The sequence below is a fragment of the Thioclava sp. genome (assembly GCF_048263065.1).
Taxonomy (GTDB): Bacteria; Pseudomonadota; Alphaproteobacteria; order Rhodobacterales; family Rhodobacteraceae; genus Thioclava.
The window spans coordinates 159,865-177,671 of record NZ_JBLXEM010000002.1 but is presented as its reverse complement, the minus strand read 5'-3'; the positions used below and the strand labels follow the sequence as shown (position 1 = coordinate 177,671).

The following is a 17,807-nucleotide window of genomic DNA, read 5'->3' as shown; positions in this document are numbered from 1 at the left end:
CCTAGCGCGCCCGGATTGCTTGCGAATAGCTTAGGCCGGGATGTTCGCCTTGCGCATTGGCCATAATCAACGCGTTTGTGCGCCGCTCATCGACGCTGCCCTGCCCGCCCAATACGCCCAGTGCATCAAGGTATTCCGGCAACCGCCCCGACATCACCAACCGCCAGTTCACCGGCAGATCCGATTTCAGGCTCAGCGCCAGCCGGTAAACGGCAGTGGTGCAGTTCGCGCTGATCGTGTTGTAGAATTCCGGCTTCTTTTCAAGGCGCTGCGCAAGCGAGACATAGGACATGAACATCTCGCGGCGCTGCTTGGGCGTCAGATTGACGGGATAAAGGCGCACCTCTTCATGGCGAACATCGGTGCGCAGCCGCACGATATCTTGTTCGGTCGCGCCGATCAGCACCAGTTCGAACTGGCGAAAGAAACCGCCGACCTCGTTGAACTTTTCGCCCTCTTCGCGCCGGATCTCGACCGAATAGACGACGTGCTCACCATCATCAAAGCCGAAACTGACCAGAAGATGCGCGATATCGGGATTGTCCCAGACCGAGGTGATCATTTCGAGGCTGGCAAGCTGGTCAAGATTATAGGTTTTGGTGATCCAGCGCTGCGTGGCGTCGGTTTTGCTGTGCCAGTCGAAGTCGCGAATGTTGGACAGGGTGACGCGGTTGCCCTCGACCTGCGCCGTGACCCCGCGCGAGACCTCGGCAGCCCAGTCGCGATTATCGCGCGGCGTGATGGTTTGATACCAACCGCCCACAATCAGCGCGCCTGCTGCCAGCACCAGCCAGCCAAGACGCCGCCGATTATAGCGCGCGACAAAGGCCCCAAGGGCGGTCAGCGCCAACACCGCCAGCGCAGCGATACGCACGCCGCCCGCCAGATGCAACCACAGCGCGGTGGCCGACCATGCGGCCCCGCCAATCACGAGCAGCGCGAAAAGCGCATGGAAAAAGAAACGGGTAAAACGTTTAAAACGAGCCATCGGTCAAATTCCCTCTAAGGGTGGCGGGGGCCACGCGCAGCGCAGCCCCCGATCCTTATAGCATCTTCAGTTGGAGTCTTTACCCGACACTTCTGCCAGCAAACGCTCGGTGCGGGCATCTTCGATCTTATTATAAAGACGATCGCCCTCTTCCTTATCGCGCAGCGCTTTGGTGATTGCGGCGGTGGTATAGACCAGCATCAAAGCCGCCATCGAATAATAGCCCTTCGCGGTAAAGCTTGCGTCAAGCGACCAGATGCCGCCTGCCATCATCAAGACGGCAATGGCGAACATGAAATAGGTGAAGTTGTTCCAAGCTTTGGATACTTTGGGGGTGTAGGTTGTCATCGTTACTCTCCTAATGATCGGCACAGGGCCGTGATGTGGATTGGCCCGTCCTGACGAAACATTCGCTGGGGTTGAGGGCCGATTGTTGACCAAATTAAGGTCACTTTAAGTCACGCAAACGTTACTCGGTCTTGGCGCGCAGCCGCGCCAGCACATCGGCGGCCTCGCTGCGCAAGGGCGCGCCGCATCCAGCCGCTGCCAACCGGGCAGAAGTCGCCTCAGCGCTGGAACTCGAGGTCAGCTCGACCATCGCGATCTCGACATCCTCGGCATGGGTTTGGCGGCTTTGCAGGCGCTCCAGCGTGGCTTCTGCCTCTTTCAGGCTGGCGATCACGCCGTCGGGCATCGTGCCGCGCAGCTTTTGCGTGCGTTGTGACGCATCCGCGATTTGCTTGCCCCGTTGAAGCGTGCGCAGGCGTTGCTCAGCCAGACTGACCTGTTCACGCAAGCGGCGGATTTCGCCGTCATAATGGGTGATCGAGGTCTGCGACGCTTTGCGCTCTGCCTCAAGATCAGCGATGGCCGAGGCCGCTTCGACCGCCAGATCCTCACGCTCTTTGCGGATCGCATCCAGCGCACGGGTCTCAAGATCGGCCAGTTGCGTATCCAGCTTGGCCGCCGATTTACGCTCGCGTTCAGCATACGCCATCACCACCGCGACCGAACGTTTCGCCCCTTGCAGCCCGTCTGCCGCATCGCGCAATTGCTGGCGCAGGATCGAGAGCGCATTGGCATCGCCAAAAGCCTCGGTGACATCATGGCTACGGCCGCGGATCAAAGTCGTCATCATCTTGAACATTGCCTTCTCCTTTGTTATGAACGCCGTTCATGTAGCCCTTATGCAGGAAGCGTGAACGTTGTTCAAGAATAAAATGAACGTTGTTCAGGAAAAAGTTTGGTGAAAGATGGGAAACAGTCGTGAAGAGAAGCGCGCCGATCTGCGCGCCCGCCTGATCGCCGCCGCGCAGGATCAGATTACCCAGCACGGGATCACCGGGCTAAAGGCACGCGCGCTGACCACGCAGGCGGGTTGCGCGCTGGGGGCGCTTTATACCGCGTTCGAAGACCTCGATATGCTGATCTTGCATGTGAACGCGCGCACTCTGGCGCGGTTGGGCGAGACGCTGAAAGCCGCCCTGCCCGCGCCTGATGCGCCGCCTGAAGCCTCGATGCAGGCGCTGGCCTCGGCCTATGTCGATTTTGCCTGCGCCAATCGCGCGCTTTGGATTGCGCTGTTTGAACACCGCCTGCCCGAAGGGGTGCAGACTCCTGACTGGCATCGCAAGGATCACGCCGTTCTGATCGAAGTGCTGATTGCCCCGCTCCACGCACTGCGCCCCGATCTGGACGAGGCGGGACTGGTCATGCGCGCACGCACGACGTTTGCCGCCGTGCATGGCGTGGTGCTGCTGGCGCTGCAGGGGCGCTTTGTGGGCGTGCCGCTCGATCAGTTGAAATCAGAGGTCACCGCACTTGTCTCGGCCATGACGCGGGGCGCGCATCTGGGTCAGGACGCAAGCTAGTCGCGTCCTGATCGTTTTGCGAAAGCCTCAAGCGTTGAAGACCCGCTCACGATAGCCGCCCGAGAACGGCACAGCGCGCCATTGCGATTCCGGCTGGCGAGTGGCGATCTCATCGGGCAGTTCGATATCGTCAAACCCGGCACGCAAGGCGGCGCGAAACTGATCCACCAGCAGCGGGCCGCAAGCGCGCAGATGCCCGCCAAAGCCCGACCGCCGGATCAGCGCGGCAAGAGAAAGCCCGCGCCCATCGGCGAAGCTGTCAAAGCGGATCTCAATCAACGAGGCGGTTTCGATCAGCGGCGCCAGCGCGGCGATATCGGCATCCGGGCCAAGGCGCAGCGCCGCGCCGGGGCGGTGATCGTCGGGGCTGCGCCGCACGACACCTACAAAAGGATCGGCCACGAAGCCGTCTTTAGAAACGATCTGAGTCATCCCGCTTTCCTCCTGATGACACGCCCATCGGGCGCAAAATGAATACCGCATTCCTCGCGCGCTTCATTAGCCCAGCGCCCCGCGCGCGGATCGCTGGCCGTTGCCGGCTGCGTGCAAGGCGCGCAGCCGATAGACGGATATCCGCGCGCCACAAGCGGGTGACGCGGCAGATCATGCATCTCAATGTGGCGCGCCAGCATCGCAGGTGTCCAACTGGCCAGCGGGTTGATGCGCAAGCGCCCGGCATGATCGGTCTCAAAGATCGGCATCTGCGCACGCGGCCCGGTCTGAAACCGTTTGCGCCCGGTGATTGAGCCCGCGAAATCCCCTAGCGCGCGATCAAGCGGTGCAACCTTACGCAAGGCGCAGCACATCTTACTGTCGCTCAGGTGCAAATCCTCGGGCAGATCGGGATCGGGCGTCAGCAAACGCACGTCGCGCAACCCCAGATGAGCCGAGAGATCGCTCTGATACCGCAGGGTTTCAGCAAACAGCATCTGCGTTTCCAACATCAGCACCGGCACATCACTGTCGATCTGCGCCAGCAAATGCAACAGCACTGCCGAATCTGCGCCGAAAGATGATACCAGCGCGATCTGCCCCGGCAGTGCGGCAAGCGCCACGCGCAGGATCTCATCCGCCGGGGCCTGTGCATAGCGCGCATTCAGGCGTGCGGCGCTGGTCTGCGCCCCCGCAATGGCGCGGCTTTCGGGAACACTTTCAAGCAGCCTTCGCATCACGCTCTCCATAAAGGGCCGTCTTGAAGGGCTCGAGCCCAACACGGCGATAGGCCTGCAAAAAGCTCTCGCTGCGATCCTCGCGCAGGGCCAGATACGCCTCGATCAGGCGTTCGACAGCCGGCACGATTTCATCATAGGCAAAGCCCGGCCCGGTGCGATCGCCCAAAGCAGCGTCTTCGGTGCCATCGCCACCAAGCGTGAGTTGGTAATTTTCAACCCCCGCCCGGTCGAGCCCGAGGATCCCGATATGGCCGACATGGTGATGCCCGCAGGCATTGATGCAGCCCGATATCTTGACCTTGAGCGGCCCGATATCGGCCTGTGCGTCGAGATCGGCAAACAGCGTCGAAATCTGCTGCGCAATCGGGATCGAGCGCGCGGTGGCCAGCGCGCAGTAATCCAGCCCCGGGCAGGCGATGATATCAGAGACCAGACCGACATTCGCTGTGGCCAGCCCCGCCTGCGCCAGCGCGTCATAGAGCGCGCCCAGATCGTTGCGGTGGATATGGGGCAAGATCACATTTTGCTCATGGCTGATGCGCAGCTCATCATAGCCAAACTGTTCGGCCAGATCGGCCAGCACGCGCATCTGATCCGCCGTAACATCACCCGGCGTGCCGCCAATCGGCTTGGTCGAAACCGTGACGCTGACATGATCGGCGCGCTTATGCGGATGCAGGTTGGTGTCCAGAAAGGCGCGCATCGCCGGGCGAGGCGAGAACGGCATCACCGGATCGGCGCGAAACGCGGGCGGGGCAAAGCCTTGCGCGATACGCTCGATGATTTCGGGCGACACATCGGGCAGCAACCGGCGCCCGTTAGCGAACTCGGCCTCGATCTTCGCGCGCAATTCCTCAAGCCCCGTTTCATGCACCAGAATCTTGACGCGCGCCTTGAACTTGTTGTCGCGCCGACCGCCAAGGTTATAGACGCGCAGAATGGCCTCAAGGTAGGCCAGCAGATCGCGCTTGGGCAGCCAGTCGCGCACCTCTTTGCCGATAAACGGCGTGCGCCCCAAGCCGCCGCCAATCACCACCTGATAGCCGATCTCGCCATCCCGCTCGCGCAAGCGTAGCCCGATATCGTGAAGCTTGATCACCGCGCGATCGGCCTCTGATGCCGTGACCGCCACTTTGAACTTGCGCGGCAGATAGGCAAACTCGGGATGATCGGTGGACCATTGCCGGATCAGCTCGGCGGTGAGGCGCGGATCTTCGACCTCGCCCGCAGCAGCGCCTGCGAAATGATCGGCGGTGACATTGCGAATGCAGTTCCCAGAGGTCTGGATCGCATGCATCCCCACCTCGGCCAGCGCTTCTAGCATGTCGGGCACATCGCTGAGGCGGGGCCAGTTGAACTGGATATTCTGGCGCGTCGTAAAATGCCCATAACCCCGGTCCCAACGCTGCGAAATATCGGCCAGCTTGCGCATCTGTGTGCTGCGCAGCGTGCCATATGGGATCGCCACGCGCAGCATATAGGCGTGCAGTTGCAGATACAGACCGTTCATCAGGCGCAGCGGTTTGAACTCATCTTCGGTCAGCGAGCCATCCAGCCGGCGCGCCACCTGCCCGCGAAACTCATCCACACGGGCGCGCAGGAAATCACGGTCGAATTCGGAATAGGCATACATTATGAAACCTCGTGCAGTTGCGGGTGGGTCTTGTGACCACGCACCCGGTAAATCTCTCGGAAATGGGTGGGGCGCGGGCCATTTGGCGTGATCGTGACCTCGGCGAGATACAGGCTGACGGCGCGGGCAGATTCCGCCCCCTCTTGCGCCTGCGCCAGCAGCGCCTCGGCGGCCTCGGGCGTTTCGGCCACTTGCGCCTTGGAAATGGTGCGACACCAACCGGTGCCGGTGAACCAGATCGCATCGCCCTCAATCAGATGGTTTGCGCTTACAACCTGCGCCGGGATTGCGCGCGCCATTACAACGCCTCCCGAAGGGCTGCGGGAAGGCCCGTGCGCGGGGCCAGCCCCAGCAGCAACACCGCCGGGCCACTTACATCGGACAACGCATCGGCCAGCCCTATCAGATCGCTTGCAATGATGCGCTCATCCTTGCGCGAGACGTTTTCAACCACACTCACGGGCGTGTCAGCGGCCGCACCATGCATCATTAAGCGCCCCGTCAAAAACCGCGCCGCGCGCTTGCCCATGTAGATCGCGGCCACCGCGCCGGGGCGCGCCAGATCGCGCCAATCCTGCTCGGCAAATCCCTTGGCTTCATGACCCGTCACGATGCGCAGACCCGCATTGCGCCCGCGCTGCGTCAGGCTCACGCCCAGCCCCGCCACCGCCGCCGAAGCTGCGGTGATACCGGGGGTGACGTCATAGGCGACGCCTGCAAGCTCTAGCGCCGCGACCTCTTCGTCCAGACGCCCGAAAACCGCCGGATCGCCCGATTTCAGCCGCACGACACGCGCGCGCGCACCGTGTTGCACCAAAAGCGCGTTAATATCGCCCTGATCCCATGACGGGCCAAACCCGGTCTTGCCCACGTCGATCAGGAGCGCGTCGGGGCGCGTCAGCTCCAAAATATCCTGCGTCACCAGACGGTCATGGATCAGCACGTCCGCCGCGCCAATCAGCCTGTGCGCGCGCAGCGTCAGCAAATCGGGATCGCCCGGCCCTGCGCCAACGAAATGCACATGCGCGCAACCGGAGTCGCGCTTGGTCCCCTTGGACGAAGGGGCGGAAATCGGGAAATGGCGCATCGGCTGGCTCCTGTTTACTTGCCACCAAACAGAACATTATTCCAAACCGCGCAAGGCACACCCTTGCCAATCTGGAATTTGTTTTGTCTAAGCTTGCAAAATCAACCTTTCGTTCGCATAATCCCCGAGGGAACAGAATGTCAGACATCGACAATGATGACCGCGCCATCCTGATCGAGCTGCAACGCGATGCGACCCTGTCGCTGGAACGAATCGCGCAGCGCGTGAACCTTGCGAAAACCACCGTCTGGAACCGCATTCAGAAGCTGGTGCAAAACGGCACGATCCTGCGCCAGGCCGCGATCCTTGATCCGCGCAAAGTGGGGCTGCGCGAGACGTTTTTCGTCTCGATCCGCACGGGTCAGCACGAGCGCGACTGGCTGGAACGCTTTAAGGCCGTGATCGAGGACATGCCCGAAATCACCGAGGCGCATCGTCTGGCGGGAACGCTGGATTATCTGCTCAAGGTGCAGGTGGCCTCGACCGAGGAGTTTGACCGCTTCTACAAAGACCTGGTCGCGCGCATTCCGATTCACGACGTGTCTTCCAGCCTGTCGATGGAGCAAATGAAACACAGCCTTGAACTGCCGCTTTAGGGCGCGCCGCCTACGGCTCTGGCGCTCGCGCTGAAATCTGACATGCTGGCGCCAAATCCTGAGGAGGACCACATGACCATCACGCCGTTCAGCTTTACCACCGTGTCCGAAATTCACGTGCAATGGGAGGGCAGCGCGCAATTAGGCGATTTGCTGGCCGAACGCTTTGACGCGCGCAAGTTGTTGCTGGTCACGGATCGCGGCTTGATCGAGGCCGGGCTGATCGCGCCGGTTCAGGCCGCACTGGCGCGGGCAGGCTTTGGCGTGACGCTGTTTGACGCTGTGGTGGCCGACCCGCCCGAGGCCGTGGTGCGCGATTGCGCGCAAATGGCGCGGTCCGAGAAAATCGATATTGTTCTGGGGCTTGGCGGCGGTTCTTCACTTGATATTGCCAAGCTGGTGGCGGTGATGATCGGCTCGGATCAAGACCTGTCCACGATGTATGGGATTGGCAATGTGACCGGCGCGCGCGTGCCGCTGGCCCTGATCCCCACGACCGCCGGCACCGGATCCGAGGTCACCAATATCTCGATCATCACCACCGGAGAGACCACGAAAATGGGCGTTGTCTCGCGCCAGCTTTACGCCGATTTCGTGCTGCTCGATGCGAGCCTGACGGTCGGACTGCCCCAGGTTCACACCGCTGCCACGGGCATCGACGCGATGGTCCACGCGATTGAGGCCTACACCTCAAAGCACAAGAAAAACCCGCTGTCAGACGCGCTGGCGCGTGAGGCGCTATCGCTGATCGCGGCCAACCTGATCGCGGCCTGTCAGGATGGCACCAACCGCGACGCGCGCGAGGCGATGTTGCTGGGCGCGACACTGGCGGGTCAGGCGTTTTCCAACGCCCCCGTAGCGGCGGTTCATGCGCTGGCCTATCCGCTGGGCGGGCATTATCACCTGCCCCACGGGCTGACCAATGCGCTGATGCTTGGCCCCGTTTTGCGCTATAATTCCACCGCCGCCGCGCCGCTTTATGCCGAGCTTGCCGATGTGATGGGCGTGGCAGGCACGGGCGATGCGCAAACCCGCGCGGCTGCCTTTGTTACCCATATGGAATCGTTGATGGATGCCAGCGGCGCACCGCGTCGGTTGCGCGATGTCGGCGTCACCGATAACAGCCTGTCGATGCTGGCGCGCGATGCGATGAAACAAACACGCCTGCTGATGAACAACCCCGTTGAGGTGAGCGAGGACGATGCGCTGGCACTTTATCGTGAGGCGTTCTGAGGCGCTTGACCTTAGCTGGTCACAGTGCAGGTTATGCGCCAAATCTTAATTTCAGGAGACCAAAATGAGCCGCACCGATCTTGACCCGAATTCCTTGCAGAAACTGGCCGAAGTGGCCGTGCGCGTCGGGCTGAACCTGCAACCGGGTCAGGAATTGGTGCTGACGGCGCCCGCCGCCGCGCTGCCCCTCGTGCGCAAGATCGCCGCCGAAGCCTATCGCGCGGGCGCAAGCCTTGTGACCCCCATCCTAAGCGATGAGGAAGTCACTCTGGCGCGCTACGCCCATGCCAATGATGCCAGCTTCGACACCGCTCCCGGCTGGCTGTTTGAGGGCATGGCCAAAGCTTACGCGGGCAACGCCGCGCGCATGGCGATTGTAGGCGATGACCCGATGATGCTGGCCGATCAGGACCCCGAAAAAGCTGCGCGCGCGGGCAAGGCCAATTCAATCGCCTATAAACCGGCACTGGAAAAGATTTCGAATTTCGAGATCAACTGGTCGATTGTCAGCTTTCCGACCGCCGCTTGGGCCGCGCGGGTGTTTCCCGACCTGCCCCAAGACGAGGCCGTGGGCAAACTGGCCGAGGCGATTTTTGCCGCCTCGCGCGTCGATCAGGCCGATCCGGTGGCTGCGTGGGAGGCCCATAACGGCGAGCTGCGCAAACGCTCAAGTTGGCTCAATTCCGAACGCTTCTCGGCGCTGCATTTCACCGGGCCGGGCACGGATCTGACGGTCGGGCTGGCGGATGATCACGAATGGCATGGCGGCGCGTCGCAGGCCAAGAACGGCGTGACCTGCAACCCCAATATCCCGACCGAAGAAGTGTTCACTACCCCCCATGCCGCGCGCGTGGATGGCGTGGTGCGCGCCTCCAAACCGCTATCGCATCAAGGCAGTCTGATCGAGAATATCGAAATGCGGTTTGAGGGCGGGCGCGCGGTTGAGGCGCGTGCCAGCCGAGGCCAGGAGGTGCTGCAAAAGCTGATCGCCACCGATGAGGGCGCCTGTCGTCTGGGTGAGGTCGCGCTGGTGCCGCATGGCTCGCCGATCTCGCAATCGGGACTGCTGTTTTACAACACGCTTTATGATGAAAACGCCGCCTGCCATATCGCGATGGGGCAGTGCTATTCGAAATGCTTCCTCAACGGCGGCGATCTGAGCAGTGACGAGATCGCGGCTAAGGGCGGCAATTCCAGCCTAATCCATGTCGATTGGATGATCGGCGGGCCTGAGATCGATGTCGATGGTATCCGCGCCGATGGCAGCCGTGTGGCAGTCTTCCGCAAGGGCGAATGGGCGCAGTAACGCGCCCCTAGCCTTTGGCGGGAAACACAAAACAGCGGTCTCGGCGCAGCATAAGCCACATCACCGTGCCGGGTTTGGGCAGAAATACATTGGGGACCGAGGCTTTGAGGATCTGCCCGGTCTCCATGCGAAACTCGACCAAGCTTTCGCGCCCCAGATAACGCGCGCGCTCGACCGTGGCGCGCGCCGGGGTTCCGTCTTGCGCAGTCGGGTTGGGGCCACGCCCGGCGCGGTCGAAATCAATCTTGAGATGCTGCGGGCGGATCACGATGTCGATCCCGGTGCCGTCACTATGCCCCGGCGCAAGGAAGTCGCCGAAGGGCGTGGGCGCCAGCGCGCCCTGCACCCGGCTTTCGATGACGTTGATATCGGAAAAAAACGCCGCTGCCCGACGATCCACCGGCGCGTTATACAGGTTATAAGGCGCGCCGCGCTGCACGATCTTGCCCCCCCGCATCAGCAGGATTTCGTCGGCCATGCGCATCGCCTCATGTGGCTCATGCGTGACCAGCAACACCGCTGTGCCCTCGTCTTTCAACAGCGCCAAAGTCTCGTCGCGGATATCGTCGCGCAGGCGTTCGTCCAGCCCCGAAAATGGCTCATCCATCAGCAGGATACGCGGGCGTGGGGCCAGCGCGCGGGCCAGCGCAACGCGCTGCTGCTCGCCGCCCGATAGCGCATGGGGGTAGCTGTCGTGATGGCGCGCCATATGCACCCGCTCCAGCAATTCATCGACGCGCGCGGATTTCTCGACATTGCTGCCCGACAGCCCGAAGGCAACATTCTGCGCCACCGAGAGATGGGGAAACAGCGCGAAATCCTGAAACATCAAGCCGATTTCGCGCCGCTCGGGCGGCACGCGAAACACCGTGTCGCAGATCAGCGCGCCATTGACGAAAATCTCGCCGCTATCCTGCATATCCACCCCCGCGATCATGCGCAAAGTTGTGGATTTGCCGCAGCCCGAGGGGCCCAGAAGACAGGTCACCTGACCTTGCGGAATCGCGAAAGAGATATCATCGACCACCGCGCGTCCGTTAAAGCGGCGCATCAGCGAACGCACTTCAAGGCGGGGGGGCATGTTGGCGGGCGGCATTGCTATCCCTACTAAATAACTCGGAATTTATCGAGATAGCAGCGCCGCCCCGCCTGCGCAAGCGCGCCTAGATTGAGATGTAGTTTTGCCCACCATCCAGCATGATGTTTTGCCCCACGATGAACCCCGCCTTTTGCGAGCACAGAAAGGCGCACATCGCCCCAAAATCCCCCGGATCGCCATAGCGCCCCGCTGGGATCGTCGCGACCCGCTTGGCGCGTGCGGCCTCTGGCGAGATCCCTTCGGCCTTGGACACGCCACCATCAAGCGAGGTCGCGCGGTCGGTGTCGTGAATGCCTGGCAGCATGTTGTTGATGATCACGCCCTTCGGGGCAACCTGGCGCGACGTGCCCGCCACAAAGCCGGTCAGCCCCGAGCGCGCGGCATTGGACAGGCCCAGCACGCCAATCGGCGCGCGCACGGATTGCGAGGTGATATTGACCACCCGGCCCCAGCCGCGCGCCATCATCCCCGGCATCAACGCCTGCATCATCGCAATCGGCGCTAGCATATTGGCATCGAGTGCCTTGATGAAATCATCGCGGTCCCAATCGCTCCACATCCCTGGAGGCGGACCGCCAGCATTGGTCACGAGGATATCGACCTCGCCCGCCGCTTCCAGCACCTTGGCGCGTCCCTCGGGCGTGGTGATATCGCCGGCCACGGGCGTCACGCTCACACCGTATTTCGCCGCGATCTCGGCAGCCGTCGCCTCAAGCGCCTCGGCCCCGCGCGCATTGAGTACCAGATCGACGCCCGCCTCTGCCAGCGCCTCGGCGCAGCCCCGTCCCAATCCCTTTGAGCCCGCGCAAACCACTGCGCGCTTGCCTTTAATCCCCAAATCCATCCGATCCTCCTGATGCTGTCGCAGCCGCGCTGCCCTTGGCGCAGAGTTAACGCCCAAATCCGGGCTGGCAAGGGGCTGATCTCAAGCCCCTCACGCGGCAATGCGCTTGACCCGATGGGGCGCGGGCAGGTAATCGGACAGCAGGTCGCACCCCTCGCGCCCCAACGGAGGCCTCCCTTGCCACAACCCAGCCAAAGCGTTCACGTCTTTGACGCCCATGATATTTGGGTCACGTCGGGCGCCAATCAGGGCGACGGGTTGGATCTGGCAGAAAATTGCGTGCCGGGCGACATCTATCAACTTCATCGCGAGGCCACGCCGCTGCTTTTGGCCGTGGGCTGGGATGCCGAGGGGGGCCAGATCGTCGCGCAGGGATCACAAATCGGCGCGCCGGGCGATGCAATCAGCCTGCTGGCGCGTCATGTAATGATGGGCCCCGATGGCGATAGCGTCGATATTTTGTTGATCCGCCACGATGCCAGCGCGCGGCTTTTTGCGCTGCCGCTGTCACCGATTGCGCCGCGTCAAGAATACACCTTGCTCGAGGCCTCGACTGATCCGGGCGAGGCGCGGCTCGCGGATATGGTCTGCGTGGCCTTTACCACGGGCACGATGATCACACTGGCCGGGGGCGCGCAAAAGCCCATCGAACAGCTCAAGGCCGGAGATCGGGTATTGACGCGCGACAGCGGCCCGCAGCCGGTCAAACTGGTGGCCAAGGCCCGGATGCGCGCGCTTGGCTCGTTCGCGCCAGTGGTGATTTCGGCGGGGGTTTTGGGCAATGAGGGCGATCTGGTTGTCTCTCCCCATCACCGGCTGTTTCTGTATCGTCGCGGCGCGCAAAAGCTGGGCGAGACCTCGGAACTGCTGGTGCAGGCCAAGTATCTGGTGGATGACGAAAATGTCTGGCGGCGCGAGGGCGGCTATGTCGATTATTACGCGCTGGTTTTCGCGCGCCACGAGATCATCTATGCCGAGGGCATCCCGGTCGAAAGCCTGATGGTCAGCGCGGCGACTCTGTCGGTACTGCCCGAAGAGCTGCGCGCGGAAATCTCGGCACGGCTACCCGATCTCAAACACCGCCCCCATTTCGGCACCGAGGCCACAAGCGACCTGCTGGATCAGCTGGGCCGCGACAAGATTTTTCGTAAACGCGAGGAGTGAGGGGGGGGCGGGGGGCGGATTGGGTTTGGTGCAGGCGTTGAAGGTTACAGTGGTGACCTCAGCAGCTGAAGATCGATCCCATCAAGACTGAAAAGCGAACTCAGAACATGGCGACGCAAAATGGTCTATTTCGAGTTTCTAGGGATCCGCTCAATATCTTTCATCTGAAACCGCAAGATACGTTCGTTACAAGTCAGATACGATGCGGCAAAGCAAGTGTAAGAGGCATGGCACGATGAAGACAGAACGACAAAAAATGGCGTCTGGTGAATGGTACACTTGTCTCGACGACGAGCTTGAAGCGCTTCGGGTTAGTGCGCGTTCCGCCGTGCATCAGCACAACACACTGCCACCCGAAGATAGAGGGACAATCGGGCCGAAGCTGGGTCGAATTATTCAGACCAAGAATGCCATCATAGAAGCCCCATTTCATTGCACTTACGGCATTAACATCAAGCTTGGAGATCAAGTTTATCTCAACGCAGGCTGTATCATTCTGGACTGCGCAACAGTGACGATCGGTGATCAATGTCAGCTTGGGCCCAATGTGCAGATCTATTGCGCCGAGCACCATCAGGACCCAATAAAACGGACCGATGAGGGACTGGAAATCGCCCATCCTGTTTACATCGGCAAGCGCGTGTGGATCGGAGGAGGAGCGATCATCCTGGCTGGTGTTACGATTGGCGAAGGGGCAGTTATTGGTGCAGGAAGCGTGGTCACAAAAGACGTTGCGCCGGGGGCTGTGGTTGTCGGCAATCCGGCGCGCCCGATCCTCCGGACAGAGTGACAGAGTTCAGCAGGCTTCATCTCTGCTCTTGGCGAGATCGCATCTCTGCGGGACTATCCGCATAGCCACAACTCATTATTCATATCTTCGCCTTAAGTCGCGTTCTTGCAGAGTTCCACCTCGGAAATATTTTTTTGCGCCCGGTCCGAACCTTGGCCTCACCGATCACCCCAACGCATCCAATAAGTCGCTATCGCCCCACCCCCTCGTTTTGCCCGATTGCAAGGCGCGCGTGGGCAGGATAAACGCGGGGCCATGACAAATCGCCCTGCCTTGCCCCCCGAAATCGCCCGCCGCCGGACATTTGCGATCATCTCGCACCCCGATGCCGGCAAGACGACGCTGACTGAAAAATTCCTGCTGTTTGGCGGGGCCATTCAGATGGCCGGTCAGGTGCGTGCCAAGGGCGAGGCGCGCCGCACGCGCTCGGACTTTATGAAGATGGAGCAGGATCGCGGGATCTCGGTCTCCGCCTCGGCGATGAGCTTTGAGTATCGCGAGTTTCGCTACAATCTGGTGGACACGCCCGGTCACAGCGATTTCTCCGAAGATACCTATCGCACGCTGACCGCCGTGGACGCCGCGATCATGGTGATTGACGGGGCCAAGGGCGTGGAATCCCAGACCCGCAAACTGTTCGAAGTGTGCCGGTTGCGCGATCTGCCGATCTTGACCTTTTGCAACAAAATGGACCGCGAAAGCCGCGATACCTTTGAGATTATTGACGAGATTCAAGAAAACCTTGCGATTGACGTGGCTCCGGCAAGCTGGCCCATCGGCGTCGGGCGCGACTTTATTGGCGCCTATGACCTGATCCACGACCGGCTGGAAATCATGGACCGTGCCGATCGCAACAAGGTGGCGCAAAGCGTGGCGATCTCGGGGCTGGATGATCCGAAACTGGAAACCCACGTTCCCGCCGAATTGCTGACTAAGCTGCGCGAAGAGGTCGAGATGGCGCGCGAATTGCTGCCCGCCTTTGACCGCCAGTCCTTTCTTGAAGGGCATATGACGCCGATCTGGTTTGGCTCGGCGATCAACAGTTTCGGCGTCAAGGAATTGATGGACGGGATCGGCGAATACGGCCCCGAACCGCTGGTGCAAAAAGCGACCGAACGCGACGTCGCCCCCGAAGAGAAAAAAGTCACCGGTTTCGTGTTCAAGGTGCAGGCCAATATGGACCCGAAACACCGCGACCGCGTGGCCTTTGTGCGCCTTGTGTCGGGCCATTTCCTGCGCGGCATGAAGTTAACGCATGTGCGCACGAAAAAGCCGATGTCGGTCTCAAACCCGGTGCTGTTTCTGGCCGCCGACCGCGAATTGGCCGATGAGGCTTGGGGCGGCGACATCATGGGCATCCCCAACCACGGACAGTTGCGCATTGGCGATGCGCTGACCGAGGGCGAGGTGCTCCATTTCACCGGCATTCCGTCTTTCGCGCCCGAATTGCTGCAATCGGTGCGCGCCACCGACCCGATGAAGGGCAAACATCTGGAAAAGGCGCTGATGCAATTCGCCGAGGAAGGCGCTGCGAAAGTGTTCAAGCCCGCGATTGGGTCTGGCTTTATTGTGGGCGTCGTAGGGGCTTTGCAATTTGAGGTGCTCGCCAGCCGGATAGAGCTGGAATACGGCATCCCCGTGCGCTTTGAGGCGAGCCAGTTCACCTCGGCGCGCTGGGTGCAGGGCGACAAGGCGGCGGTGGAAAAACTGGTGAATGCCAACAAGCAGCATATCAGTTATGATCACGACGGAGACGTGGTCTTCTTGACGCGTTTACAATGGGACATCGACCGCGTGGCGCGTGATTACGAGGGCGTCACATTGTCGGCCACCAAGGAGATGATGCAGTGACCCCCCTGCCCCTCGAGATGGTTTCCGTGCTGTGCAACGCCGCCAATGCGCCCGAAGATGTGCATTCGGTTGAGGCGCTGGTGGCGCTGTGGCTGACTGATAATCACGACGAACCCGAGGGCGAAGATTTCCCGTGGTCGGTGCTGTGCGTCTTTGAGCTGCGCGAATACCCCGATGTGCTTTGGGCGTTCATCCGTCAGGCACTTGCAGGGTGTGAAACGATCTGGCAGGTGGTGATGCTGTCTGCGGGTCCGCTGGAAGATTTGATCACAGATCACGGCGCGGATTTCATCGACAAGATTGAACGCGAGGCCCGCCACTCCGCGCGTTTTGCCTATGCGCTGACGGGCGTTTGGCCCGCAGATGAAGCCGACCCGGCCCTTTGGGCGCGCATCGAGACGGCGCGCGCGGCGGCTATGCCCACAGGGCTGGATATGGGCGGGCCGTTGCCCGCGCGCTGATCCTTAGCCGAACAGGATCAAGTGCGAGCGCGCAATCGCCCAAATTACCGCCAGCCCGAACAGCGCAAAGCCGATCATCGACCACACGACTTGGCGCGCGATCAGACGGGGGAGTTTGTCCTTGAGGCTTGGGATGTTTGCGAAGGGCTGCAACAGCCCCGCTCCCAGCCCCATCGCCGTGCCAAAAAATAGCGGCGCATAAAGGACATAGCCGAAATAGCCATATTCCGGCTTCAGGATGCAGAACGGGCAATGATGGTTCGGATCCTCATAAATATAGACCGAGATCGTGGCGACAATCGCAGTCAACCCAGCGATAAACAACGCCCCAGACGTCAGCGCGTAAAGCCAATAGCCCCGCTTGCGCAGCACCGCATAGGCCCCCGACGCGGCCACGACCAGCGCGACACCGCCAAGCCAGATCAGCGCCGCCCCCTCACCGACCGAGGCCATCTGATTGGCTAGCCCCGGATTGTTCGGCGTGAACAGCTTGGTGCAACAAGAGGTGATCACATCGGTATGCAGGTTCAGGAAATAGGCCAGCTCGGTCGCGCCATCCGCCAAAATCAGCGGCACGATCCCCAGAAGGGCTGCGTATTTCAATTTCGTGAGCGGAAAATCCCGTCCCATCCGGTCGGCGTGATCCAAAATCAACCACAGGGTGGCGGCAAAAAACACTGCGATTTTCAGATAGAGCGCGGGAAAGCCATAGGCGTTGACGTTCAGCGTGCCCACCGCACACATCGCCCCCACAAACAACGAGGCCATCCGGTCGGCGTTGAACACAAACAGCAACAGCGCCGCAAGTTCCGCCAGCATCACCGCGCCAAACAGGGTTGAAACCAGCTCAGTCATCCGCTCCATTCGCAGCTGCGCGCGGCTCATATTGCTCATGTCCCAGCGCGCCAGCACGCGGATCGCAAAAGCGCCGCTCCAAATCGCGACTAGCGCCGCGAGACCCGCTACCATCAGCAGCGCGAGGATCGGGGGCTGAAAGATCATACGGCCCCCTCAGCGATCTTGCCCTCAGTCAGTTCGCCCTCGACGATGCGCCCGTCGCGCAGGGTAACGATGCGGTCCACGCCCTCGGCCTCCCAGATCCGCGGGTCGTGGCTTGTGATGATCACGGTGCGTCCGGCAGCGCGTTCTTCGGCGAGGATCGCGAGGAATTTCTCGGCCAAGGCAGTGTCGAGATTGGCGGTCGGCTCGTCCGCAATCAGGATCGGCGGATCGTTGATTAGCGCGCGCGCAATCGCGGTGCGCTGCGCCTCGCCGCCCGACAGGTGTTCAATGGGCATGGCGGCTTTATCGCCCAGCCCCAGCGCCTCAAGCCGCGCCATCGCGCGGTCGCGCGTCTGGCCGTAATCCGCGCCAAGGGGCACCGTGGGCAGCATTACGTTTTCCAGCGCACTCAGCCCACGCACAAGGTTAAAGCGTTGAAATACAAACCCAAATGTGGTGCGTCGCAGCTCGGTCAGGAACCGTTCCGGCAGGCCCGAGACCAGTTCACCATCAATGCTGACCCGCCCCGAAGTCGGGCGCGCCATGCAGGCCAATATCGAGAGAAGCGTCGTCTTTCCCGACCCCGATGGCCCGCGCAATACGCTCATCGCGCCGCGCGCCAGCGTCAGGTCAATGTCTTGCAAGGCCGCAAATTCGTTAGGGCGGCCTTCGTTATACAGCTTGGTAACCGCGTTCAGAGTAATCATCGC

20 protein-coding genes are annotated in these 17,807 nt (G+C 61.4%); 8 read left to right on the top strand and 12 right to left on the bottom strand.

Features of this window, described 5'->3' with window-relative positions:
* Nucleotide 1 precedes the first annotated feature (1 nt).
* The 3 genes from ACN0SD_RS03980 to ACN0SD_RS03970 form a co-directional block, all read right to left on the bottom strand.
* Nucleotides 2-988: a DUF4105 domain-containing protein gene (locus ACN0SD_RS03980; RefSeq protein WP_417806925.1), complete on the bottom strand. Its 987-nt coding sequence runs from the start codon at nt 986-988 to the stop codon at nt 2-4.
* 66 nt (nt 989-1,054) lie between these two features.
* The gene (locus tag ACN0SD_RS03975) at nt 1,055-1,336 is read right to left on the bottom strand and encodes a YiaA/YiaB family inner membrane protein (RefSeq protein ID WP_417806924.1); all 282 of its coding nucleotides are present in this window, start codon (nt 1,334-1,336) and stop codon (nt 1,055-1,057) included.
* 121 nt (nt 1,337-1,457) lie between these two features.
* Nucleotides 1,458-2,135, bottom strand: a complete 678-nt coding sequence (locus tag ACN0SD_RS03970) for a PspA/IM30 family protein (protein WP_417806923.1) — start codon at nt 2,133-2,135, stop codon at nt 1,458-1,460.
* A gap of 106 nt (nt 2,136-2,241) precedes the next feature.
* Here ACN0SD_RS03970 and ACN0SD_RS03965 point away from each other — a divergent pair, with 106 nt between their 5' ends.
* The gene (locus ACN0SD_RS03965) at nt 2,242-2,859 is read left to right on the top strand and encodes a TetR/AcrR family transcriptional regulator (protein WP_417806922.1); all 618 of its coding nucleotides are present in this window, start codon (nt 2,242-2,244) and stop codon (nt 2,857-2,859) included.
* A gap of 27 nt (nt 2,860-2,886) precedes the next feature.
* On the opposite strand, the gene ACN0SD_RS03960 is transcribed toward ACN0SD_RS03965, so the two are convergent.
* The 5 genes from ACN0SD_RS03960 to cobA are packed head-to-tail and all read right to left on the bottom strand — an operon-like array spanning nt 2,887 to nt 6,751.
* A complete protein-coding gene (locus ACN0SD_RS03960; RefSeq protein WP_417806921.1) occupies nt 2,887-3,291 on the bottom strand; it encodes a DUF934 domain-containing protein in 405 nt (134 codons plus the stop codon).
* Nucleotides 3,288-4,028, bottom strand: coding sequence for a phosphoadenylyl-sulfate reductase (locus tag ACN0SD_RS03955; protein ID WP_417806920.1), 741 nt, complete (start codon nt 4,026-4,028; stop codon nt 3,288-3,290). The genes ACN0SD_RS03960 and ACN0SD_RS03955 overlap by 4 nt, the downstream gene beginning before the upstream one ends.
* Complete coding sequence (locus ACN0SD_RS03950) at nt 4,012-5,664, bottom strand: nitrite/sulfite reductase (protein WP_417806919.1); 1,653 nt, start codon at nt 5,662-5,664, stop codon at nt 4,012-4,014. Before ACN0SD_RS03950 ends, ACN0SD_RS03955 begins: the two co-directional genes overlap by 17 nt.
* Entirely contained in the window at nt 5,664-5,963 is a 300-nt protein-coding gene (locus tag ACN0SD_RS03945) for a DUF2849 domain-containing protein (protein ID WP_417806918.1), read from the bottom strand. The genes ACN0SD_RS03950 and ACN0SD_RS03945 overlap by 1 nt, the downstream gene beginning before the upstream one ends.
* Nucleotides 5,963-6,751: a uroporphyrinogen-III C-methyltransferase gene (cobA, locus tag ACN0SD_RS03940; protein ID WP_417806917.1), complete on the bottom strand. Its 789-nt coding sequence runs from the start codon at nt 6,749-6,751 to the stop codon at nt 5,963-5,965. Before cobA ends, ACN0SD_RS03945 begins: the two co-directional genes overlap by 1 nt.
* A 137-nt stretch (nt 6,752-6,888) precedes the next feature.
* Here cobA and ACN0SD_RS03935 point away from each other — a divergent pair, with 137 nt between their 5' ends.
* The 3 genes from ACN0SD_RS03935 to ACN0SD_RS03925 all read left to right on the top strand — a co-directional run bounded on the left by ACN0SD_RS03935 (nt 6,889) and on the right by ACN0SD_RS03925 (nt 9,886).
* Nucleotides 6,889-7,347 carry an Lrp/AsnC family transcriptional regulator gene (locus ACN0SD_RS03935; protein ID WP_417806916.1) on the top strand — a complete coding sequence of 153 codons (459 nt, stop codon included), beginning with the start codon at nt 6,889-6,891 and terminating at the stop codon, nt 7,345-7,347.
* Between the two features lie 72 nt (nt 7,348-7,419).
* Nucleotides 7,420-8,580, top strand: coding sequence for an iron-containing alcohol dehydrogenase (locus ACN0SD_RS03930; protein WP_417806915.1), 1,161 nt, complete (start codon nt 7,420-7,422; stop codon nt 8,578-8,580).
* Between the two features lie 64 nt (nt 8,581-8,644).
* Nucleotides 8,645-9,886, top strand: coding sequence for an aminopeptidase (locus ACN0SD_RS03925; protein WP_417806914.1), 1,242 nt, complete (start codon nt 8,645-8,647; stop codon nt 9,884-9,886).
* Nucleotides 9,887-9,893: 7 nt separating this feature from the next.
* On the opposite strand, the gene ACN0SD_RS03920 is transcribed toward ACN0SD_RS03925, so the two are convergent.
* Entirely contained in the window at nt 9,894-10,982 is a 1,089-nt protein-coding gene (locus tag ACN0SD_RS03920) for an ABC transporter ATP-binding protein (protein WP_417806913.1), read from the bottom strand.
* 67 nt (nt 10,983-11,049) lie between these two features.
* Complete coding sequence (locus ACN0SD_RS03915) at nt 11,050-11,829, bottom strand: SDR family oxidoreductase (RefSeq protein ID WP_417806912.1); 780 nt, start codon at nt 11,827-11,829, stop codon at nt 11,050-11,052.
* A 177-nt stretch (nt 11,830-12,006) separates the two neighbouring features.
* Between ACN0SD_RS03915 and ACN0SD_RS03910 the strand changes: the two genes are divergently transcribed.
* The 4 genes from ACN0SD_RS03910 (at nt 12,007) to ACN0SD_RS03895 (ending at nt 16,095) form a co-directional block, all read left to right on the top strand.
* Entirely contained in the window at nt 12,007-12,993 is a 987-nt protein-coding gene (locus tag ACN0SD_RS03910; protein ID WP_417806911.1) for a Hint domain-containing protein, read from the top strand.
* A gap of 235 nt (nt 12,994-13,228) precedes the next feature.
* Nucleotides 13,229-13,783 (top strand): sugar O-acetyltransferase, encoded by a 555-nt coding sequence (locus ACN0SD_RS03905; RefSeq protein ID WP_417806910.1) that lies wholly within the window; start codon nt 13,229-13,231, stop codon nt 13,781-13,783.
* A 255-nt stretch (nt 13,784-14,038) separates the two neighbouring features.
* Entirely contained in the window at nt 14,039-15,634 is a 1,596-nt protein-coding gene (locus tag ACN0SD_RS03900) for a peptide chain release factor 3 (RefSeq protein ID WP_417806909.1), read from the top strand.
* A complete protein-coding gene (locus ACN0SD_RS03895) occupies nt 15,631-16,095 on the top strand; it encodes a DUF6869 domain-containing protein (protein WP_417806908.1) in 465 nt (154 codons plus the stop codon). Before ACN0SD_RS03900 ends, ACN0SD_RS03895 begins: the two co-directional genes overlap by 4 nt.
* Nucleotides 16,096-16,098: 3 nt before the next feature.
* On the opposite strand, the gene ACN0SD_RS03890 is transcribed toward ACN0SD_RS03895, so the two are convergent.
* Nucleotides 16,099-17,097, bottom strand: coding sequence for a hypothetical protein (locus ACN0SD_RS03890; protein WP_417806907.1), 999 nt, complete (start codon nt 17,095-17,097; stop codon nt 16,099-16,101).
* A complete protein-coding gene (locus ACN0SD_RS03885) occupies nt 17,094-17,804 on the bottom strand; it encodes an ABC transporter ATP-binding protein (RefSeq protein WP_417806906.1) in 711 nt (236 codons plus the stop codon). Before ACN0SD_RS03885 ends, ACN0SD_RS03890 begins: the two co-directional genes overlap by 4 nt.
* Nucleotides 17,805-17,807: the final 3 nt, after the last annotated feature.